This is a genomic window from Paraburkholderia sp. RL17-337-BIB-A, from assembly GCF_046025895.1.
In the GTDB taxonomy this organism is placed as follows: Bacteria; Pseudomonadota; Gammaproteobacteria; order Burkholderiales; family Burkholderiaceae; genus Paraburkholderia; species Paraburkholderia fungorum_C.
Map to the genome: position 1 here is coordinate 3,098,970 of NZ_JARESY010000001.1, position 15,874 is coordinate 3,114,843.

The 15,874-nt window shown below is 62.2% G+C and carries 18 protein-coding genes; 12 read left to right on the forward strand and 6 right to left on the reverse strand.

What is annotated here, in order from left to right; genetic code table 11:
* Positions 1 to 59: 59 nt before the first annotated feature.
* The 5 genes from P0D84_RS13870 to sctC all read right to left on the reverse strand — a co-directional run bounded on the left by P0D84_RS13870 (position 60) and on the right by sctC (position 4,531).
* Positions 60 to 518 carry a tetratricopeptide repeat protein gene (locus tag P0D84_RS13870; protein WP_408337207.1) on the reverse strand — a complete coding sequence of 153 codons (459 nt, stop codon included), beginning with the start codon at positions 516 to 518 and terminating at the stop codon, positions 60 to 62.
* 66 nt (positions 519 to 584) lie between these two features.
* Entirely contained in the window at positions 585 to 905 is a 321-nt protein-coding gene (locus tag P0D84_RS13875; RefSeq protein WP_408337209.1) for a hypothetical protein, read from the reverse strand.
* Between the two features lie 12 nt (positions 906 to 917).
* Entirely contained in the window at positions 918 to 1,181 is a 264-nt protein-coding gene (locus P0D84_RS13880) for a hypothetical protein (RefSeq protein WP_408337211.1), read from the reverse strand.
* Positions 1,159 to 2,259, reverse strand: coding sequence for an FHA domain-containing protein (locus P0D84_RS13885; RefSeq protein ID WP_408337213.1), 1,101 nt, complete (start codon positions 2,257 to 2,259; stop codon positions 1,159 to 1,161). Before P0D84_RS13885 ends, P0D84_RS13880 begins: the two co-directional genes overlap by 23 nt.
* Complete coding sequence (sctC, locus tag P0D84_RS13890; protein WP_408337215.1) at positions 2,249 to 4,531, reverse strand: type III secretion system outer membrane ring subunit SctC; 2,283 nt, start codon at positions 4,529 to 4,531, stop codon at positions 2,249 to 2,251. The genes P0D84_RS13885 and sctC overlap by 11 nt, the downstream gene beginning before the upstream one ends.
* Before the next feature lie 433 nt (positions 4,532 to 4,964).
* On the opposite strand from sctC, the gene P0D84_RS13895 reads away from it, so the two are divergent.
* From P0D84_RS13895 to P0D84_RS13950, 12 genes are all read left to right on the forward strand, one after another.
* Positions 4,965 to 5,303 (forward strand): ribbon-helix-helix domain-containing protein, encoded by a 339-nt coding sequence (locus tag P0D84_RS13895; RefSeq protein ID WP_408339832.1) that lies wholly within the window; start codon positions 4,965 to 4,967, stop codon positions 5,301 to 5,303.
* 113 nt (positions 5,304 to 5,416) lie between these two features.
* The gene (locus P0D84_RS13900) at positions 5,417 to 5,794 is read left to right on the forward strand and encodes a hypothetical protein (protein WP_408337217.1); all 378 of its coding nucleotides are present in this window, start codon (positions 5,417 to 5,419) and stop codon (positions 5,792 to 5,794) included.
* A 199-nt stretch (positions 5,795 to 5,993) separates the two neighbouring features.
* Positions 5,994 to 6,605, forward strand: a complete 612-nt coding sequence (locus tag P0D84_RS13905) for a hypothetical protein (RefSeq protein ID WP_408337219.1) — start codon at positions 5,994 to 5,996, stop codon at positions 6,603 to 6,605.
* 164 nt (positions 6,606 to 6,769) lie between these two features.
* Entirely contained in the window at positions 6,770 to 7,663 is an 894-nt protein-coding gene (locus tag P0D84_RS13910) for a DMT family transporter (RefSeq protein WP_408337221.1), read from the forward strand.
* Positions 7,664 to 7,927: 264 nt separating this feature from the next.
* The gene (locus tag P0D84_RS13915; RefSeq protein ID WP_408337223.1) at positions 7,928 to 8,494 is read left to right on the forward strand and encodes a TIGR00645 family protein; all 567 of its coding nucleotides are present in this window, start codon (positions 7,928 to 7,930) and stop codon (positions 8,492 to 8,494) included.
* 54 nt (positions 8,495 to 8,548) lie between these two features.
* A complete protein-coding gene (locus P0D84_RS13920; RefSeq protein ID WP_408337225.1) occupies positions 8,549 to 10,072 on the forward strand; it encodes a fumarate hydratase in 1,524 nt (507 codons plus the stop codon).
* 190 nt (positions 10,073 to 10,262) lie between these two features.
* Positions 10,263 to 10,742, forward strand: coding sequence for a bacterioferritin (bfr, locus tag P0D84_RS13925; protein ID WP_074284854.1), 480 nt, complete (start codon positions 10,263 to 10,265; stop codon positions 10,740 to 10,742).
* A gap of 82 nt (positions 10,743 to 10,824) precedes the next feature.
* Positions 10,825 to 11,712, forward strand: a complete 888-nt coding sequence (murI, locus tag P0D84_RS13930) for a glutamate racemase (RefSeq protein WP_408337227.1) — start codon at positions 10,825 to 10,827, stop codon at positions 11,710 to 11,712.
* Between the two features lie 215 nt (positions 11,713 to 11,927).
* Positions 11,928 to 12,164 (forward strand): (2Fe-2S)-binding protein, encoded by a 237-nt coding sequence (locus P0D84_RS13935; RefSeq protein ID WP_408337229.1) that lies wholly within the window; start codon positions 11,928 to 11,930, stop codon positions 12,162 to 12,164.
* Between the two features lie 274 nt (positions 12,165 to 12,438).
* Positions 12,439 to 13,176, forward strand: a complete 738-nt coding sequence (locus P0D84_RS13940; protein ID WP_408337231.1) for an energy transducer TonB — start codon at positions 12,439 to 12,441, stop codon at positions 13,174 to 13,176.
* Between the two features lie 27 nt (positions 13,177 to 13,203).
* Entirely contained in the window at positions 13,204 to 13,935 is a 732-nt protein-coding gene (locus tag P0D84_RS13945) for a MotA/TolQ/ExbB proton channel family protein (RefSeq protein WP_408337233.1), read from the forward strand.
* 16 nt (positions 13,936 to 13,951) lie between these two features.
* Positions 13,952 to 14,371: an ExbD/TolR family protein gene (locus P0D84_RS13950; protein ID WP_408337235.1), complete on the forward strand. Its 420-nt coding sequence runs from the start codon at positions 13,952 to 13,954 to the stop codon at positions 14,369 to 14,371.
* 403 nt (positions 14,372 to 14,774) lie between these two features.
* On the opposite strand, the gene P0D84_RS13955 is transcribed toward P0D84_RS13950, so the two are convergent.
* Positions 14,775 to 15,761: a LysR family transcriptional regulator gene (locus P0D84_RS13955; protein ID WP_408337237.1), complete on the reverse strand. Its 987-nt coding sequence runs from the start codon at positions 15,759 to 15,761 to the stop codon at positions 14,775 to 14,777.
* Between the last annotated feature and the right edge of the window lie 113 nt (positions 15,762 to 15,874).

Genomic DNA, 15,874 nt, shown 5'->3' on the forward strand with positions numbered 1-15,874 from the left:
ATTGCGGGGACAATGCGCCGGACTGCGCCGGCAAGGTTGTGACAGGGACTTGCAACATATCAATGGCTGCCTCGAATAGTCAGTCGTTCAATGGTTGAAACGGGACCCACAGCGCGCTCGGCTTGCGTGGCACGAGCGGCGTGGCGATAAGGCAAGCATTCAGGCAGATTCAGGAACGCCGCGGCCATCGAACTCGCACCGGGCTCGTCGCCGTTCGCCACCGCGCTCAGCGTTCGTGCACCGAGCGCGTAGTGGCCCTCGAACACCTGGCACACGCCGAGCCATGCACGCGCCAGCGCACTGTCGGGCGCGACTTCCACCGCACGGCCGAACAGCACGGATGCAGCGCGGTAATTCGCCCGGTCGATCTCGACCAGCCCCAGCCCGAGATACGGAAAGGCCCGCTGCGGATACAACCTGGCAAGCCGCTCGAACAGATAGCGCGCCTCATCGAAGCGCCCATGCACGCGGGCGTAATGACCGATCGAAATCAGCAGTTCCAAGGTGTCGTCCTGCATCGTCGATGGCTCCCCGAAGACGCCGCAAGGCGTCTCCGTCCTGGTTAAAGTGAAACTAGAAATGCGTTAGTGGGACGCGCGCGCCGTTTCCTTCTGCGCGTCGGTGAGACCCTGCACGCAAGCCGTCGCAACGCTCTGGGTCGTGTTCACCGCGCCCATTGCCTGCTGCACTTTCATCATGGCGGCGTTCTGCTGCTTTTCGTCGGTGCCTTCTGCCTGCTGCAACTTGGTATCGAAGTCCTTGTTCTGTTTCTCGAGGATCTTCGCCAGCACTTCGGCCACCTTCTGGGACGACAGGCCGCCGTTCGCGCCGACCGTCGAGCCGCCCGTGGCACCGGCGAGGTTGCCGCCCAGATTCGGGGACATCGTCGTATTGACCTGATTCATGATTTCCACTCCTTACTTTTTATCGCGCGCGTTTGTGAAGCTGGCGCTTCGTTCCACCACTTGCCGAGCCGCGCGCAAACACTCGACAAGCAGAATCAGTTCCTTTCGCACCGTTGGCGACGCCCCCGGCAGCGCGCTGTTCATGGCGTCTATCTCAGTGGTCAGACGTGCCACGATCGACTCGCGCGCCGCGCCGCCGGCTTCGGCAAGTTGCGCTTCGAGCGGAAGATCGGCGCACGCGCCGAGCGTGCTTTTACCGGCAGTTTTTTCCAGCATGTGCGGCATCCATAAAGAATTCGTAGACCGAACCGTCGTCGTCACGCGTGAGTTCCGCGGCGCAAGCCGAGATACGTGTCACCCGTCCGATCGGCAGTCGCGCGCCGACGAAATAGCGCACCCCCTGCGCATCCGTGAGCCAGAACGCGTGACGGCTGGCGAGCAGATTCAGGCCGATTGCCTCGAGCGGTACCCGCACCCGCTCGCCCTGCTGGGCATGACCGGGAAAAGTGAGACCGCGCAGTCCGCTGATTTCGGCGCCGGCGAGACGCGCGACACGTGCGTAGTCCCACGACTCGGGCGACAGAAAGCCGTGCGCGTCGGGTAGCGTCGCGGCGAATGCACCAGGTTGCGTGGCGTGCACTGCGGCGCCGCGGTAGTAGCGCGCGAGAAATTCGCCGACTTGCTCCCGCAGTTGCGCGAGCACGAACACATGCATCACCGGCGCGCGCTGCCGCGACCAGGCGCTGGCGGTCAGCGCCGCCAGATCGGCTGCCGACTCGACGTAGCCCTCGTAGATGAGTGCGCCGGACTTCGGGTCGAGGTGCGTCTTCACCAGCCGGAACGCGTCGTTCGCACGAACCACGCGCGGTACGTCGCTGGTCCACTGGTTGGAAGCCGTCCACGTGAGCAGCGCAAATACAACCGGCACCGCAACGATCACGGCCCGCGTCACCGGCGACGCATCGGTCCAGTGCCGCGCGATATACGTCAGCGGCGCATGACGGCGCAGGTAGGCACGTTCGGCGTCGCGCGCCATCGTCGCACCCGGCGCATCGCGGCCGCAGAACTGGAACGTGACGGCCCCTGCTGAAAACCACGCGCCGCGCTGAAGGAGCACACGCCGCCCGGGCGCTACGGGGCGGCCGAATACAGCGACGTGCGGACCGTCGGCGACCAGCGCGAGCCCCGCCCCGTGCAACTCGACGGTGGCGTGCAGCGGTTCGACGCCTTCGTCGATCACCATCAGGTCGGCTTCGCCGCCGCTGCCTATGCGCAACGGCTTGTCGGGCGACAGCACCACGCTTGCGCCGGTGTGCACGCCGTCCATCACGACGATCTGTGCTTCAGCGGTCATGGCGGTTCTCCCATGGCATCTTGCTCACCAGCGGCAAGCCCGGCCGTGACAGGGCCGATGACGCAGACGACTGCGGAGCGGCGGGCTGGGCCAGCGCGCGTAATGCCGCGTCCACGGCTGATGGCACATCGGGGGCAGGCGGTTGTTGGGCTTGCTGGGCTTGCTGGGCTTGCTGTGCCTGCTGTGCCTGCTGTGCCTGCTGGGCTTGCTGGGCTTGCTGGGCTTGTTGTGCTTGCTGAGCTTGCTGTGCTTGCTGTGCTTGCTGGGCTTGCTGGGCTTGCTGGGCTTGCTGGGCTTGCTGGGCTTGCTGAGCTTGTTGTGCTTGCTGAGCTTGCAGTACTTGCTGCGCTTGCTGCCGCGGCCGTGGACGCGCAGCAACAGGCGCGTCGCTCGCCGGTAGCATCGTCGGTACGGGCAACGCGCTCGCCACCACCGTCCCAACCGAAGGCGTATCCGGACTTGAAGTAGCGATACCCATCGTCGTTCCACCAGCGCCCTGCGCCATATTCGACGCCACATCACCCGTCAGGCGCTTCAGGCGTGGCGTGATCAGCACCAGCCGTTCGAGGCGCTCGCGCGTGGTCTGGGTATCGCGGAACAACGCGCCTAGATAAGGCACGTCGCCGAGCAGCGGCACCTTGGACGTGGTGCTTTCGCTGCGTTCATATTGATAGCCGCCAATCAGCAGACTCTCGCCGTCGCGCACGATCGCCTGAGTGACGACCGAGTGGTTGTCGACCTTCGGGATACCGTCCACCGATGCCGACGTGTTGAACGTACCGTCTTCGATCTGGATGTTGAGCCGGATATTGCGGCGCGGCTCGCCGCTCGATTCGACGCTCGGCGTCACCTTCAGCGTCATCCCCGTATCGATGTTGAAGAGGTCGACCGCCTGGTTGCCCGCGACCCGCACATACACCGTGCTGCGCGAAGTCAGCGCGGCTTCCGTGTTGTTCAGCGTCAAAACCTGCGGGCGCGACAGCACACGCGCCTGGCCGGCCTCCTCCAGCGCATGAATCTGGGCGAACAGGTATTGCGCCGAGTTGCCGATCAGCGTCGCCAGATTGAGTCCGGCCACCGCGCTTGCCGGCGTGACCAGGTCCACCGCACGGAAGCTCGTCGGCGCGCTCGCGGTCCCGGAGGCGACGTTGATCCGCCCGTTCGCGCCGCCCCAACGCACGCCGAGCGTGCGCGCCGCGTTCGACGAGACGTCGATCACCACCGCGTCGATCTCGACGAGCTCCTGCGGCTGGTCGAGCATCGCGATCGCGCGCTCGTAGTTCGGCATCATCGACACGAGGTCGCTGATGACCACCGAGTTACTGCGCTGATCGGCGACGATGTTGCGCCGCGCGGGTGTCGCGGCGGGCTGTGCGGTGTCGGACTCGGAATCGGGCAGCGGGGCCGCCTCGGCGGCGCTCTCAGACGGTGTGCCGGCAAGGCCGAGGCCGAGCAGGCTCGGCAACGGCGGCGGGCCGCCGCGCGCATTGCGAGCGTCGGCGCGCGAGCGGGAGGCACGCTGGGCCGTGGCCTGCCAGGTGTCCGTCATCAAGCGGCGCAACAGCGAAGCGACGCCCGGCACGACCTGCTCCTGCGACCCGACCGCATAACGGACGTCCTGCGCCTGCGCATAACGCAGCGGGAAAACGCGGATGACGGTCTCGTCGAACGACGGCGCGACGGTGGTCTGCCGCTGGGCCTTGTCGATCGCCTCGGCCACCGCATCGACGAATTTCGACGGGCCCGCTACCTTGACGGTGGTCGCGGAATATTTGATCGGCAGGCGGGCGTCGTCGAGATCGAGGTTGCGCAGTAGGGACGCGACGGCCTCGCGGGTCATCGGTACGAACGGGATAACCCGGCTGCGCACATCCGACGCGCTCGCGACATGCATCGCCTTGCCGTCGAAATACCAGACGAGTCCGTATGCCTCGATCAGCTGGGTGAAGACATTGCCCGGCGTGTCGTCGAAGCGGCCATTGACCAGCCCCTTCACGTCGCGGCCGATGTCGGCGCTCAAGCCTTCGACGGCGAGCACATCGCGCAAGACGTCGGGCAACGGGGCGCCGTTCACTGCGTAGTGAATCGGCGCACCTTGCCATACGGGTGTCGCGGCATGCGCCGCGGGCAGGAGCAACACGGCCGAAGCGAGCCCGAGCGGACCCGCGACATGACGCAAGGCGGCCCGGCGGGCGCACGACGGCAAATCCGGACGGTCGTCGCCGCCCTTCTCCTTCTCAATGGTCGAATCGTTGCGCCGCATCATAAGCATTAAAAATCCCTGGCTACGTTTATTGACTACGTTAGCCAGAAATTTAATGATGTTTCCACTGCTCAAGGTCATACACATATAAGACATGGGCAGTGGTTCAAATACAGATGCATCGGCGCGATTCCGCCCAACCCGACAGAATGCCAATACGCAGCATTCGTCCGATGTCGCATTTATCCTGCGGAATCCACTTATCCAAAAATACAGATGAAGTGCACATATCGATAAGTCATACATCTGTATGACCTGCTTTTTTCCTGTAGAGCGAGGATTGCGGAACTGACAACTCGATTAATCCGATCATGACAGCCAACTCGTTCAATTCAGTTCGTACCGGACAGTCTCTTCCGCAATTATTCAGCGCACTGTTCTGCTTCAACGTCTTAATAGAAGCGCTTCATTCCTCAATTCCTACATGCGCACCCACATGCGGATGACACGGTATTGCAACTTCACCCCTCAACTCGCGAGACCAAGACTACGCTCCGTCAGAATTAACGGATTTGCAACCTGTCTGCGACTCGAGGAAATCTATTGGCGAATCATCGAGGAAATTGCACGTCAGGAATCTCTGACAGTAGGAAAGCTGATTTCAAAATGGGCTCTGGAAATCGACATGACGCAAGAAACCATCTGCAACTTCACCGGTTTCATCAGAATCATCTGCGTCACGCAGATACTCGAACAGAAATATCCAATCGGCATAACGGCAATCGATCCAGACGCAGCGCGCAAATCTCACCAACAGACGCAAGGAGGTTTATCGAAATAATCAGGCCAATTCTTCTCACAGACGGGAATCTGACAACCGTGGAGCACCGACTGTGATTGTTCGCGCTAAAACGGCAACCGAACGGTTTAACTTTTAATCACCAGGATTTCACGATGAGCAATGCAATCAACACCGTCGGCGGCAGCATGCCGTTCGATATGGGCAATTTGCCGGACGCGGCGCAAAACGGCATCCAGACCGACGCGAGCTTCAGCTCCGTGCGGATGTTTTCCCCCGACGACACCGGCGATGCCGGCAATATGTCGCCGGCCGCCATGCCGCACGCCCGGCTCGGCGCCGCGAACGACGGCGACTTCGGCACCCAGGGCGCGGGGACCCAGGGCGGCGGCGGTGGTGGCGCCGACATGGCGGGCGCGATGAGCCAGATCATGGACCTCATCAAGACGGCCATTTCAGCCGCGATGCCGCTGCTCGGCATGGTCACGTCGATGATGGGTAAATCGGGTGCGGCTGGAGGCGCTGCCGCTTAACGGAGCCTTGAGGTCACGGCCGGCCGTCGCAGCGACGCCGGCCGGAAGCGGGGCGGCGCGTCAGCAAGCCGCTCTGCTTCCTGCCCGCTTCCTGCCCGCTTTCTGCCCCCGCTTCGCGGTCTGCGCCTTATAGCCGGCCCGCTCTATAGCCTCGCTTCATCGCCTCACTCCCTGCCCCGAACTTCCCTCTTAGAACACCATGAACTCTTCTTCAAGGCTCGGCCCCGTCGATCGCCATCGGCTCGACGACCTCGTGCGGCGCTCCAATGCAGGGCTCTACAACGCCATGAGCCATTTCGTCGACGGCGGCCATCGCCCGATCGGCGAGTCGCTGCGCCGTGGCGCGTTGCCAGATGCGGTCGTGCAACGCTTCCTCGATGCACTGCAATCGATGCAGGACTATGTCGGCACCTCGTACCGCGTGTCGCGGATCACTCGCGACGGGCTTGCCGCGCTGCAAGGCGACCGAGGCGGGCGCTTTGTGGACCTAGGCGCTCAGTGCGCCTTCGTGCTGCCGTCCAACGCTGCTGCCTGGGCAAAGCACCGGGCTGCCGCGCAACGGCGCGACGGCGTGTACCCGTTGTTCTCGATCTTCGACGAATCGGTCCCGCAGAAGAATCTGTCGACCGCCCTCTTCGCCGATTGCGTCGCCGTGCTGCCGGGAACGCCGCTGCGCCTGAAGAACTTGCGCATCGTCGCAGCCCACGGCGACAGGGGTCCCGGACGCGCGCGTATCGTCGCGCATTTTGCCGCAGCGGATCAGGCATGCGGTGCGCCATACGATCTGTACAGCGGCGCGCCGCGCAAGTGACGCGGTTGATAACTTCGACACGTTTGATACTTCGACACGTTCGACGCATTTGACACGTTCGACGCATTTGACGCGAGGCAAGCGGCGGGCACGCGAGCAGGTGCGGGGCGCCGGCCAGTCCGGTAGACTATGCGCCGACGCGCGCTCTTATCCGGATCCTCAGCTTGAATCGCTACGCCCTGCTTCTCATTACCTCGATGCTGCTGGTCGGCAGCAATGTCGGAATCGGTAAATCGATCGTCGCATTCGTCCCCGTCCCCCTGTTCGCGCTGTTGCGCTTCGTGATTGCGATGGCGGTGTTGTGGCCGCTGTTGCGCGTCGCCAAGCTGCGCCGCGTCAAGCGGGGTGAATGGCTCAATCTGTTCTTGCAGGCGCTGTTCGGCACCTTCGGTTTTACGCTGCTGATGCTGGGCGGCGTGCAGCGTACCAGCGCGGTCGCGGCCGGCGTCATCACCAGCACGATTCCCGCTGTCGTCGCGCTGCTCTCGTGGCTGATCCTCAAAGAGCGTCCGAACGGTCGGGCGCTCGCATCGATCGGGCTGGCGATCGTCGGCGTGGTCGTCATCAATCTCGCGCATGGGGATGAGCACGTTGGCGGCGAGGCTTCGTTCACCGGCAACCTGATGGTGCTGGGCGCCGTGTGCTGTGAATCGCTTTACATCATCCTGTCGCGCCGTCTCACGCAAACCCTCGCGCCGCTCGACATCTGCGCCTACACGCATATGTTCGGCCTGCTGCTGATGCTGCCGGTCGGCGCCACCGCGCTGCTGCACTTCGACTATCGAGCGGTGCCGCTCAGCGTGTGGACGCTGGTGCTGTGGTACGGGCTGTCGGCGAGCATCTTTTCGTTCTGGCTGTGGATGAAGGGCATTCGTCATGTGCCGGGCAGTCTCGCGGGCGTTTTCAGCGCCGTGCTGCCGGTGGCCGCGGCGATTTACGGCATCGTCTTTCTCGGCGAGCGGCCCACATTCGCGCACGGCATCGCGCTCGCCTGCGTGGTCGCAGGGATCGGGCTGGCGAGCCTGAGGGTCAAGCGGGTGCCGCCGGTCGCCTCCTGAATACCGCTGCCTGTTACCAGGAGCCGCTGCCCGCCGCGCCGCAGCAAATTCAGCTGTCGCTGTACAATAGCGCGCCCGACGTAAGCTTTTCCGGCCTGCCTTGGCCGTGTACCGCGCCGTCTGCGCCCCGGTTTGCATGCTTGGCCCGCGCGGTTGATTTGAGCGCCGGGTCGGCACATTTGGTCCGTGTTCCGTCACCTGCGTTTCATCCGACTCTTGCCTATGTCCGCTCCGCGACCCGACTCCGCCCGTCAGCGCCGCCCGATGCAGCCCCTGCCCGTGATCATTTTCATGAGCCGTTGGCTGCAGGTGCCGCTCTACCTGGGCCTGATCGTCGCCCAGGCTGTCTACGTCGTGCTATTCCTGAAGGAAGTCTGGCATCTGGTCACGGCCTCCATGACGCTCGACGAAACCAACATCATGCTGGTCGTGCTCGGCCTGATCGACGTGGTGATGATCTCGAACCTGCTGATCATGGTGATCATCGGCGGGTATGAAACCTTCGTGTCGCGCCTCGGCCTGGAGGGTCATCCGGACGAACCGGAATGGCTCGACCATGTGAACGCCGGCGTGCTCAAGGTCAAATTGTCGATGGCGCTGATCAGCATCTCGTCGATCCATCTGCTGAAGACCTTCATCAGCCCTGACCAGAATTCAACGCACACCATCATGTGGCAGGTGATCATTCACGTCGCGTTCCTCGTCTCGGCGCTGGTGATGGCACTTGTCGACCGCCTCACCACCCATACGCATCCGAAACATTTTCAGGAACCCGCGGGTTTGCACGCGCTGGGTTCGAACGCTTCCCCTCCCCTGAAGGCGCACGACTGACCGCACTGTCCCGCGAGTCTGAAAACAAGCGCCATTGTCCCCACTGAGCTAGCCATGACCGTCATCAAACAGGAAGATCTGATTCAGAGCATTGCTGATTCGCTTCAGTACATCAGCTATTACCACCCGCTCGATTACATCCAGGCCTTGGGCCGCGCTTACGAGCTCGAACAGAGCCCGGCCGCGAAAGATGCGATCGCGCAGATCCTCACCAACAGCCGCATGTGCGCCGAAGGCAAGCGCCCGATCTGCCAGGACACCGGCATCGTCACGGTGTTCGTGAAGGTCGGCATGGACGTGCGGTGGGATGGCGCGACCATGGGCGTCACCGAGATGATCAACGAAGGCGTGCGCCGCGGTTATCTGAACCCGGACAACGTGCTGCGCGCGTCGATCGTGAGCCCGCCGGAAGGCGCGCGCAAGAACACGACAGACAACACGCCGGCCGTGATCCACTACGAGATCGTGCCGGGCGACAAGGTCGACGTGCAGGTCGCGGCCAAGGGCGGCGGTTCGGAGAACAAATCGAAGTTGGCGATGCTGAATCCGTCGGACTCGATCGTCGACTGGATTCTGAAGACCGTGCCGACCATGGGCGCAGGCTGGTGCCCGCCGGGCATGCTCGGCATCGGCATCGGCGGCACGGCTGAGAAAGCGATGGTGATGGCGAAAGAATCGCTGATGGAACCGATCGACATCCAGGACGTGATCGCACGCGGCCCGCAAGACTGGATCGAAGAACTGCGCGTGGAGCTGCACGAGAAGGTCAACGCGCTCGGCATCGGCGCGCAAGGTCTCGGCGGTCTCGCCACCGTGCTCGACGTGAAGATCATGGCAGCGCCCACGCACGCCGCGAGCAAGCCGGTCGCGATCATCCCGAACTGCGCGGCAACGCGTCACGCGCACTTCACGCTGGACGGCTCGGGCGTGGCAAAGCTCGAGGCACCATCGCTCGACGCATGGCCGAAGGTGCAATGGGAACCGAATACGGAAACCAGCAAGCGCGTCGATCTGAACACGCTGACGCCGGCAGAAGTTGCGGGTTGGAAGCCGGGCCAGACGCTGCTGCTGTCGGGCAAGATGTTGACGGGCCGCGACGCCGCGCATAAGCGCATCGCCGATATGCTGGCGAAGGGCGAAAAGCTGCCGGTCGACTTCACGAACCGCGTGATCTATTACGTAGGCCCGGTCGATCCGGTGCGCGACGAAGCAGTCGGCCCCGCCGGCCCGACCACCTCGACGCGCATGGACAAGTTCACTGAGACGATGCTGTCGCAAACCGGTCTTGTTTCAATGATCGGCAAGGCCGAGCGCGGCCCGGTTGCGATCGAGGCGATCAAGAAGCACAAGGCCGCGTATCTGATGGCCGTGGGCGGCGCCGCTTATCTCGTGTCGAAAGCCATTCGCAGCGCGAAGGTTCTCGCGTTCGAAGACCTCGGCATGGAAGCGATCTACGAGTTCGACGTACAGGACATGCCCGTAACAGTCGCCGTCGATTCGAACGGCACCTCGGTGCACCAGACTGGGCCCAAGGAATGGCAAGCGAAGATCGGCAAGATTCCGGTCGCGACAGTTTGATCGGTAACAACATCAACTGAAAAGTGAAAGCCGGGGCCTCAAACCCCGGCTTTTTTATCTTGGAATGAGAACGGTACGCATCACGCAAAAACCTTGCGAATCAAGGCAAAAAACTGTGTCTGTTTCCTTGGCTTTTTCAGGTCCGGCGTTTATTGTTGTTGAAAATTCAAATCCCCCATAAGGAACCCCCATGCAAGGCGACAAAAAAGTTATCGAGTATCTGAACTCGCAACTGAAGAACGAACTCACCGCCATCAACCAGTACTTTCTGCACGCGCGGATGTACAAGCACTGGGGTCTCGAGAAACTCGGCAAACATGAATACGACGAATCGATCGGCGAAATGAAGCACGCCGACTGGTTGATCGAACGTATTTTCATGCTCGACGGCCTGCCGAATCTGCAAGACCTGCACAAGCTGCTGATCGGCGAGGAAACCAAAGAGATCCTCGAATGCGACCTGAAGCTCGAACAGATTTCGCAGAGCACCTGCAAGGAAGCAATCGTGTATTGCGAATCGGTTCGCGATTTCATCTCGCGTGAAATCTTCGTGAAGATTCTCGACGACACCGAAGAACACATCGACTGGCTCGAAACGCAGATCGACCTGATCGACAAGGTCGGCATCCAGAATTATCAGCAAACTGCGATGGGTTCGATCGAGTCCTGAACCGCGCGGGCGATATACTTGAGCACTTCCCCGTTTTCGTGAGTTTTCCGTGACCGCTGTGCCGCGCGCGTCCTTATTGCCTATGCCTGCAGAATCGCCGTCTTCCAGTGCCGGGATTGCCCCCTCAGGTGGCGATTCGCGAGCGCCGGTCGGCATTTTCGACTCGGGTCTGGGTGGTTTGTCGGTGCTGCGGGCGGTCCGGGCGCAACTGCCTCACGAAGCGCTCATCTACGTCGCCGACTCGCGCTACGCCCCCTACGGCGAACGCGACGACGACTTCATCGCCGACCGCACCCTCGCAATCGGGGAATGGCTCGTGAGCCAAGGCGCAAAGGCGTTGGTGGTCGCATGCAACACGGCGACCGCGCAGTCGATCGCACTGGTCCGCGAAAAGCTGACGATTCCGCTGGTGGGTGTGGAGCCGGGCGTCAAACCGGCCGCGCTGCAGTCGAAAGCGCGTGTCGCCGGCGTGCTCGCGACCCAAGTGACCTTGCGCAGCGCCCGCTTTCAGGCGCTGCTGGAGCGCTACGCCGCCGATTGCCGTTTTCTCTGCCAGCCTGGCCACGGGCTGGTGCAGGCGGTGGAGCGCTGCGACGTAGGCTCCGCCGAACTGCGCGCACTGCTGCGCGGTTACCTGCAACCCATGCTCGATGCCGGCGCCGATACCTTGGTGCTCGGTTGCACCCACTACCCCTTCCTCGATGCGGCGATCCGCGACATCGTCGGCGACCGGCTCATGCTGATCGATACGAGCGTGGCCATCGCACGCCAACTGGAACGGGTACTCGACCAGCACGGCATGCGCGCCGCCCCGGAAAATGCCGACGCTGTTCTGCCCCGCTTTTACTCGACAGGCGACGGCAGCCATCAGCAACAGCTCGCCGCGACTTTGCTGCAGATCGACGCGGCGGTCGCACAGGTTGTCATCCCTTCGCGCCGCACGGCCGCGCCAGATTCCCAAGCCGCATAAAAACCGCTCGCGGTGTGCTTTAGGGCCGTCCCGAGGCTTTTTTGCGCTGTTTTTTTGGCGTTTCGAGCCCTTTCAGCCCCTGACGCCCGATCCCGTCCCTTAGACGAAACCCTTCTAAGAGTCTGGTTTTGTTACAAAAAATCATGCAGGACGCTTGCCAAACGGCTCAATCAAAATGATAATAGTTCGCATTAACGTTAGCTATGACGCCTGCCATGATTGTCTGTGTCTGCAAGTCTGTTTCTGACCGAAAGATCCGTGCCTCGATCGCGGAAGGCGTCGATTCGTTCGACGAACTCCAGTTCGAACTCGGCGTCGCCTCCTGCTGTGGCAAATGCGCGGATTCCGTGCGCGGCGTCATGATGGAAAGCGGGGTATGCGCGAGCCGCTGCGGCTTCGATCATCACTCGCAGCCTATGCCGCTGACGTTCTACGAACGCAAAGCCGCCTGAATTTGCGAACGCGAGGCCGGTTTTAGAGCGCGGCCCACGCCGCGCGGGCGCTCACTGCTTCAGGCGCTGCTCTTCGCCGTGCTTCACGTGTTATCCCACTGCCGTCAGCAAGCCAGTATCCGTACAAGCCAGCTACCCACTCATCCGTTAAAAGGAGTTCGAGATGGAATTGCTGATTGGTTTCGTGACTACTTTGTTCATTTCGCTGCTGATCTTCCGAACATGACGATGTCTTGCCTGACGCACCGCATCAACGGCGCGTCGCCACGCTAATATGCAGGCCTCGCCTACCGTTTCAGCCGGCGTTACGTCGGCTTCGTCCGCCCGAATGAATTCCCGTGTCTGGACCGCGACTGCCGCAGTCGCCGCGATTCATGTCGCCTTGCTTGCGGTGGTCCTGACGTTGCGTCATGACCCCGTGCAGCCGCCGCTCGAATCGCGCGTCATGACCGCGGAATTGCTGGCGCCGGCGCCCGTGGCCGCGCCTGTTGCGGTGCAATCGATCGCGCCGCCACCGCCCAAGCCGACGCCGCCAGTTCATACCAGGCCCAAGGTTCAGCCAAAGCCGATACTGACGTCCAAGCCGACGCCTACGCCGTTGCCCGAGGCGGCCGCGCCGTCGCCTACGCCGGTGGCACCTGCTGATCCAACGCCGCCCGCGCAGCCCGCGCCGGCTGCACCGCCCGCTCAGGCTGCGCCGGCAGTCGGCCGTCCGACGATGGACATCACGGCGCCGAAGAACGTCTCGCACATCGAGTGCAGTATGGTCACGCCGGACTACCCCGCGCTGTCGAAGCGCCGCGGCGAAACCGGTACGGCCTATGTGACGTTCGTCATCGGACCGACGGGGAAGGTCGAAAGCATCTCGCTCAAAAAGAGCAGCGGCTTCAGCCGTCTGGACGACGCCGCCATTGCCGCCGCGCATGCGAGTTCGTGCAAGCCCTATCTCGAGAACGGCCAGCCCATTCGGGCCATGGCCACCCAGCCTTACAACTTCAATCTGAACGATTGAGGCAGCTTTCAAAAAAAAGGAATTGCAATGCAAAACTACGGATTGGCGCACGTGTGGGCGCAAGGGGATTTCGTGACGCGCGGTATTGCGCTCGCACTATTGATCATGTCGGTGATGTCGTGGAGCGTGATCGTCATCAAGGGCTGGAACGTGATGCACCTGAAGCGTCTCACGAAGAACGCCGAACAGCAGTTCTGGCATTCGGACGACCTCGCCGATGGCGTGAAGAAGCTTGGCTCCGGGTCGTCGACGCCGCAGGACAATCCGTTCCTGGCACTCGCGCTGGCCGGTCAGGAAGCGGCCGACCATCATCATCAGACGCAGCCGCATCTGCACGATCGCATGGACGTGTCGGATTGGGTGACGCGCTGCCTGAAGGACACGATGGACGAAAGCGTCGCGCGCATGCAAAGCGGTCTGGCGATTCTCGCCTCGATCGGCAGCACGGCGCCGTTCGTCGGCCTGTTCGGCACGGTGTGGGGCATCTATCACGCACTGCTGGCGATCGGCGCGAGCGGCCAGTCGTCGATCGATCAGGTCGCGGGCCCCGTTGGCGAAGCGCTGATCATGACTGCGTTCGGTCTGTTCGTCGCTATTCCGGCCGTGCTCGGCTACAACGCATTGACACGCGCCAACAAGGCGCTCGTCGCCAAGCTGAGCCGCTTTGCACACGGTCTGCACGCCTTCTTCGTGACGGGCGCCCGTCTGTCGTCGTCCAAGCGCGGCGACGGTTTGCGCCTCGCCACGCGCGCCAACTGATCGACGAGGCATTCCGATGGCAATGAGCCCCTTCGCCGGCGACGATGACGACGGCCTGATGAACGAAATCAACATGACGCCGCTCGTCGACGTGATGTTGGTTCTCCTGATCGTCTTCATGGTGACGATCCCGGTGATTCGTCACGCGGTCAAAATCGATCTGCCGCATGCGAGCAGTCAGAAGGAAGACACGAAACCCGCGCAGGTGACGGTCAGCGTCGATGCGGACGGCAACGTGATGTGGGACGACAAGAAGGTCGACGACGCGACACTGCGCGAGAAGATCGCAGAGGCCGCGCAAGCCAATCCGCAACCGGAGCTGCATCTGGATGCCGACCGTAAGGTCGCATACGAGAAAGTGGCCGAAGTGATGTCGGCGGCGCAAGCCGGTGGCCTCACGAAGATCGGCTTCGTCACGCAGCCCAAAGGCAAATAAGGACCGGCGATCCGCATAGCGGCGCGACGCTGTTAAGCAGCGCCTGCCGAAAAAACAGAAAAGCCCTTGAAACAAGGGCTAAAAGTAAAAGGCCTTCATCGTCAGATGAAGGCCTTTTTTGTGCGCACTCGGCGCCTTCGGGCGGCGGGATTATTTGCCATCGGTCGAAGAAGATTGATAGCTCGAATCACCGCATGCGACAGCCGTGATCGACACGGACAGCGCGGTCAGCCCTATCAGGCCGGCTATCATAGCGGCCATGAGTTTCCGCATAAGAGACTCCTTAGCGAAGGGATTTCACTATAGGCCCGCGAGCGCGAGCATTCAAGCAAACCGCCATTGAAAGTACTCATGACAAGCGGCGCTTAAATGCTAAAAGCGATGTTGCCGCCCGTAATAAGTGCTATGACGCGAACGCAAGAACCGGTTCTGCGATTGTCCGCACCGCACGCGTCGGGCACTCGCCCATGATGTGCTTGCCTTCGTCGGGATCGAGCATTTCGACCAGATAGTCGACGAACGCGCGCACGGCCGGCACCATTCCCTGACGCGACACGAATACCGCGTACAACTGCGGCGTCGGAAAGGTCCAATCCGGCATCACCGGCGACAACTGGCCCGCGCGCAACGCACTGCCGTACATCATCTCCGGCAACGCGGCGATCCCCACGCCCGACAGTACCGCTTCACGAATCGTCATCAGATCGGCGGTGACAAGACGCGGTTCGTGTTCGTGCGCGTGGCGCGTGCCGTCGGGGGCAATCAGATCGAAGACGTGGCGTCCGTCGGCGGTCGGCACGTCGAGCGTTTCGAAACGGCTCAGATCGGCAGGCACGAGCGGCGGCGCATTCTGCTGCAACAGGCTCGGCGCGCCAACCAGCATCTGCTGCGTGCGCCACAACGGGCGCACGACGATGTTGGCGTTTTCCGGCGGATCGGAGCGTACGCGCAACGCGATGTCGATCGAATCCTCGAACAGATCGACCACGCGGTTCGTCACGCGCATGACCACGCGTACTTCCGGAAAGCGATGCATGAATTCCGGCAGGATTTGCGACAGGATGGTCTGCGAAATCGTCACCGGAACGCTGACGCGCACCGTGCCGCGCGGCGACGAACGCAGTTGCTGCACGACGTTGACGGCCGCCTGCGCCTCGCTCAGCATTGCCTGACAGTGCTGGTAGAAGAGCTGGCCGGCCTCGGTGAGCGCCAGCTTGCGGGTGGAACGCTGCAGCAAACGTACGCCCAGCGAGGCTTCCAACTCGGTCAGCCGGCGCGAGAGGCGCGACTTGGAAATGCCCAGCACGCGCTCCGCGGCGGAAAAACCACCGTGTTCGACGACCTGCGAAAAATACATGAGGTCATTCAGATTGTGTGAATCGATCTTCATCTCATCGTTCCAGTGATAGAACAATCCATTGCGTGACGGCGGCTGGCGCCTAGGAAAACGGTCCCTATAATATCCCTATGTTTCAAAAATAACGCTATTCCCCATTTCCGGAG

Bases quoted from the DNA above. Each gene is read 5' to 3' on its own strand.
- bfr (WP_074284854.1), top strand. From the start codon at position 10,263: ATGCAAGGCGACAAAAAAGTTATCGAGTATCTGAACTCGCAACTGAAG.
- P0D84_RS13880 (WP_408337211.1), bottom strand. From the start codon at position 1,181: ATGCTGGAAAAAACTGCCGGTAAAAGCACGCTCGGCGCGTGCGCCGAT.
- P0D84_RS13895 (WP_408339832.1), top strand. From the start codon at position 4,965: ATGACACGGTATTGCAACTTCACCCCTCAACTCGCGAGACCAAGACTA.
- P0D84_RS13955 (WP_408337237.1), bottom strand. From the start codon at position 15,761: ATGAAGATCGATTCACACAATCTGAATGACCTCATGTATTTTTCGCAG.
- P0D84_RS13950 (WP_408337235.1), top strand. From the start codon at position 13,952: ATGGCAATGAGCCCCTTCGCCGGCGACGATGACGACGGCCTGATGAAC.
- P0D84_RS13870 (WP_408337207.1), bottom strand. From the start codon at position 518: ATGCAGGACGACACCTTGGAACTGCTGATTTCGATCGGTCATTACGCC.
- P0D84_RS13920 (WP_408337225.1), top strand. From the start codon at position 8,549: ATGACCGTCATCAAACAGGAAGATCTGATTCAGAGCATTGCTGATTCG.
- sctC (WP_408337215.1), bottom strand. From the start codon at position 4,531: ATGCTTATGATGCGGCGCAACGATTCGACCATTGAGAAGGAGAAGGGC.
- P0D84_RS13905 (WP_408337219.1), top strand. From the start codon at position 5,994: ATGAACTCTTCTTCAAGGCTCGGCCCCGTCGATCGCCATCGGCTCGAC.
- P0D84_RS13940 (WP_408337231.1), top strand. From the start codon at position 12,439: ATGCAGGCCTCGCCTACCGTTTCAGCCGGCGTTACGTCGGCTTCGTCC.
- P0D84_RS13875 (WP_408337209.1), bottom strand. From the start codon at position 905: ATGAATCAGGTCAATACGACGATGTCCCCGAATCTGGGCGGCAACCTC.
- P0D84_RS13915 (WP_408337223.1), top strand. From the start codon at position 7,928: ATGCAGCCCCTGCCCGTGATCATTTTCATGAGCCGTTGGCTGCAGGTG.
- P0D84_RS13885 (WP_408337213.1), bottom strand. From the start codon at position 2,259: ATGACCGCTGAAGCACAGATCGTCGTGATGGACGGCGTGCACACCGGC.
- P0D84_RS13900 (WP_408337217.1), top strand. From the start codon at position 5,417: ATGAGCAATGCAATCAACACCGTCGGCGGCAGCATGCCGTTCGATATG.
- P0D84_RS13935 (WP_408337229.1), top strand. From the start codon at position 11,928: ATGATTGTCTGTGTCTGCAAGTCTGTTTCTGACCGAAAGATCCGTGCC.
- P0D84_RS13945 (WP_408337233.1), top strand. From the start codon at position 13,204: ATGCAAAACTACGGATTGGCGCACGTGTGGGCGCAAGGGGATTTCGTG.
- murI (WP_408337227.1), top strand. From the start codon at position 10,825: ATGCCTGCAGAATCGCCGTCTTCCAGTGCCGGGATTGCCCCCTCAGGT.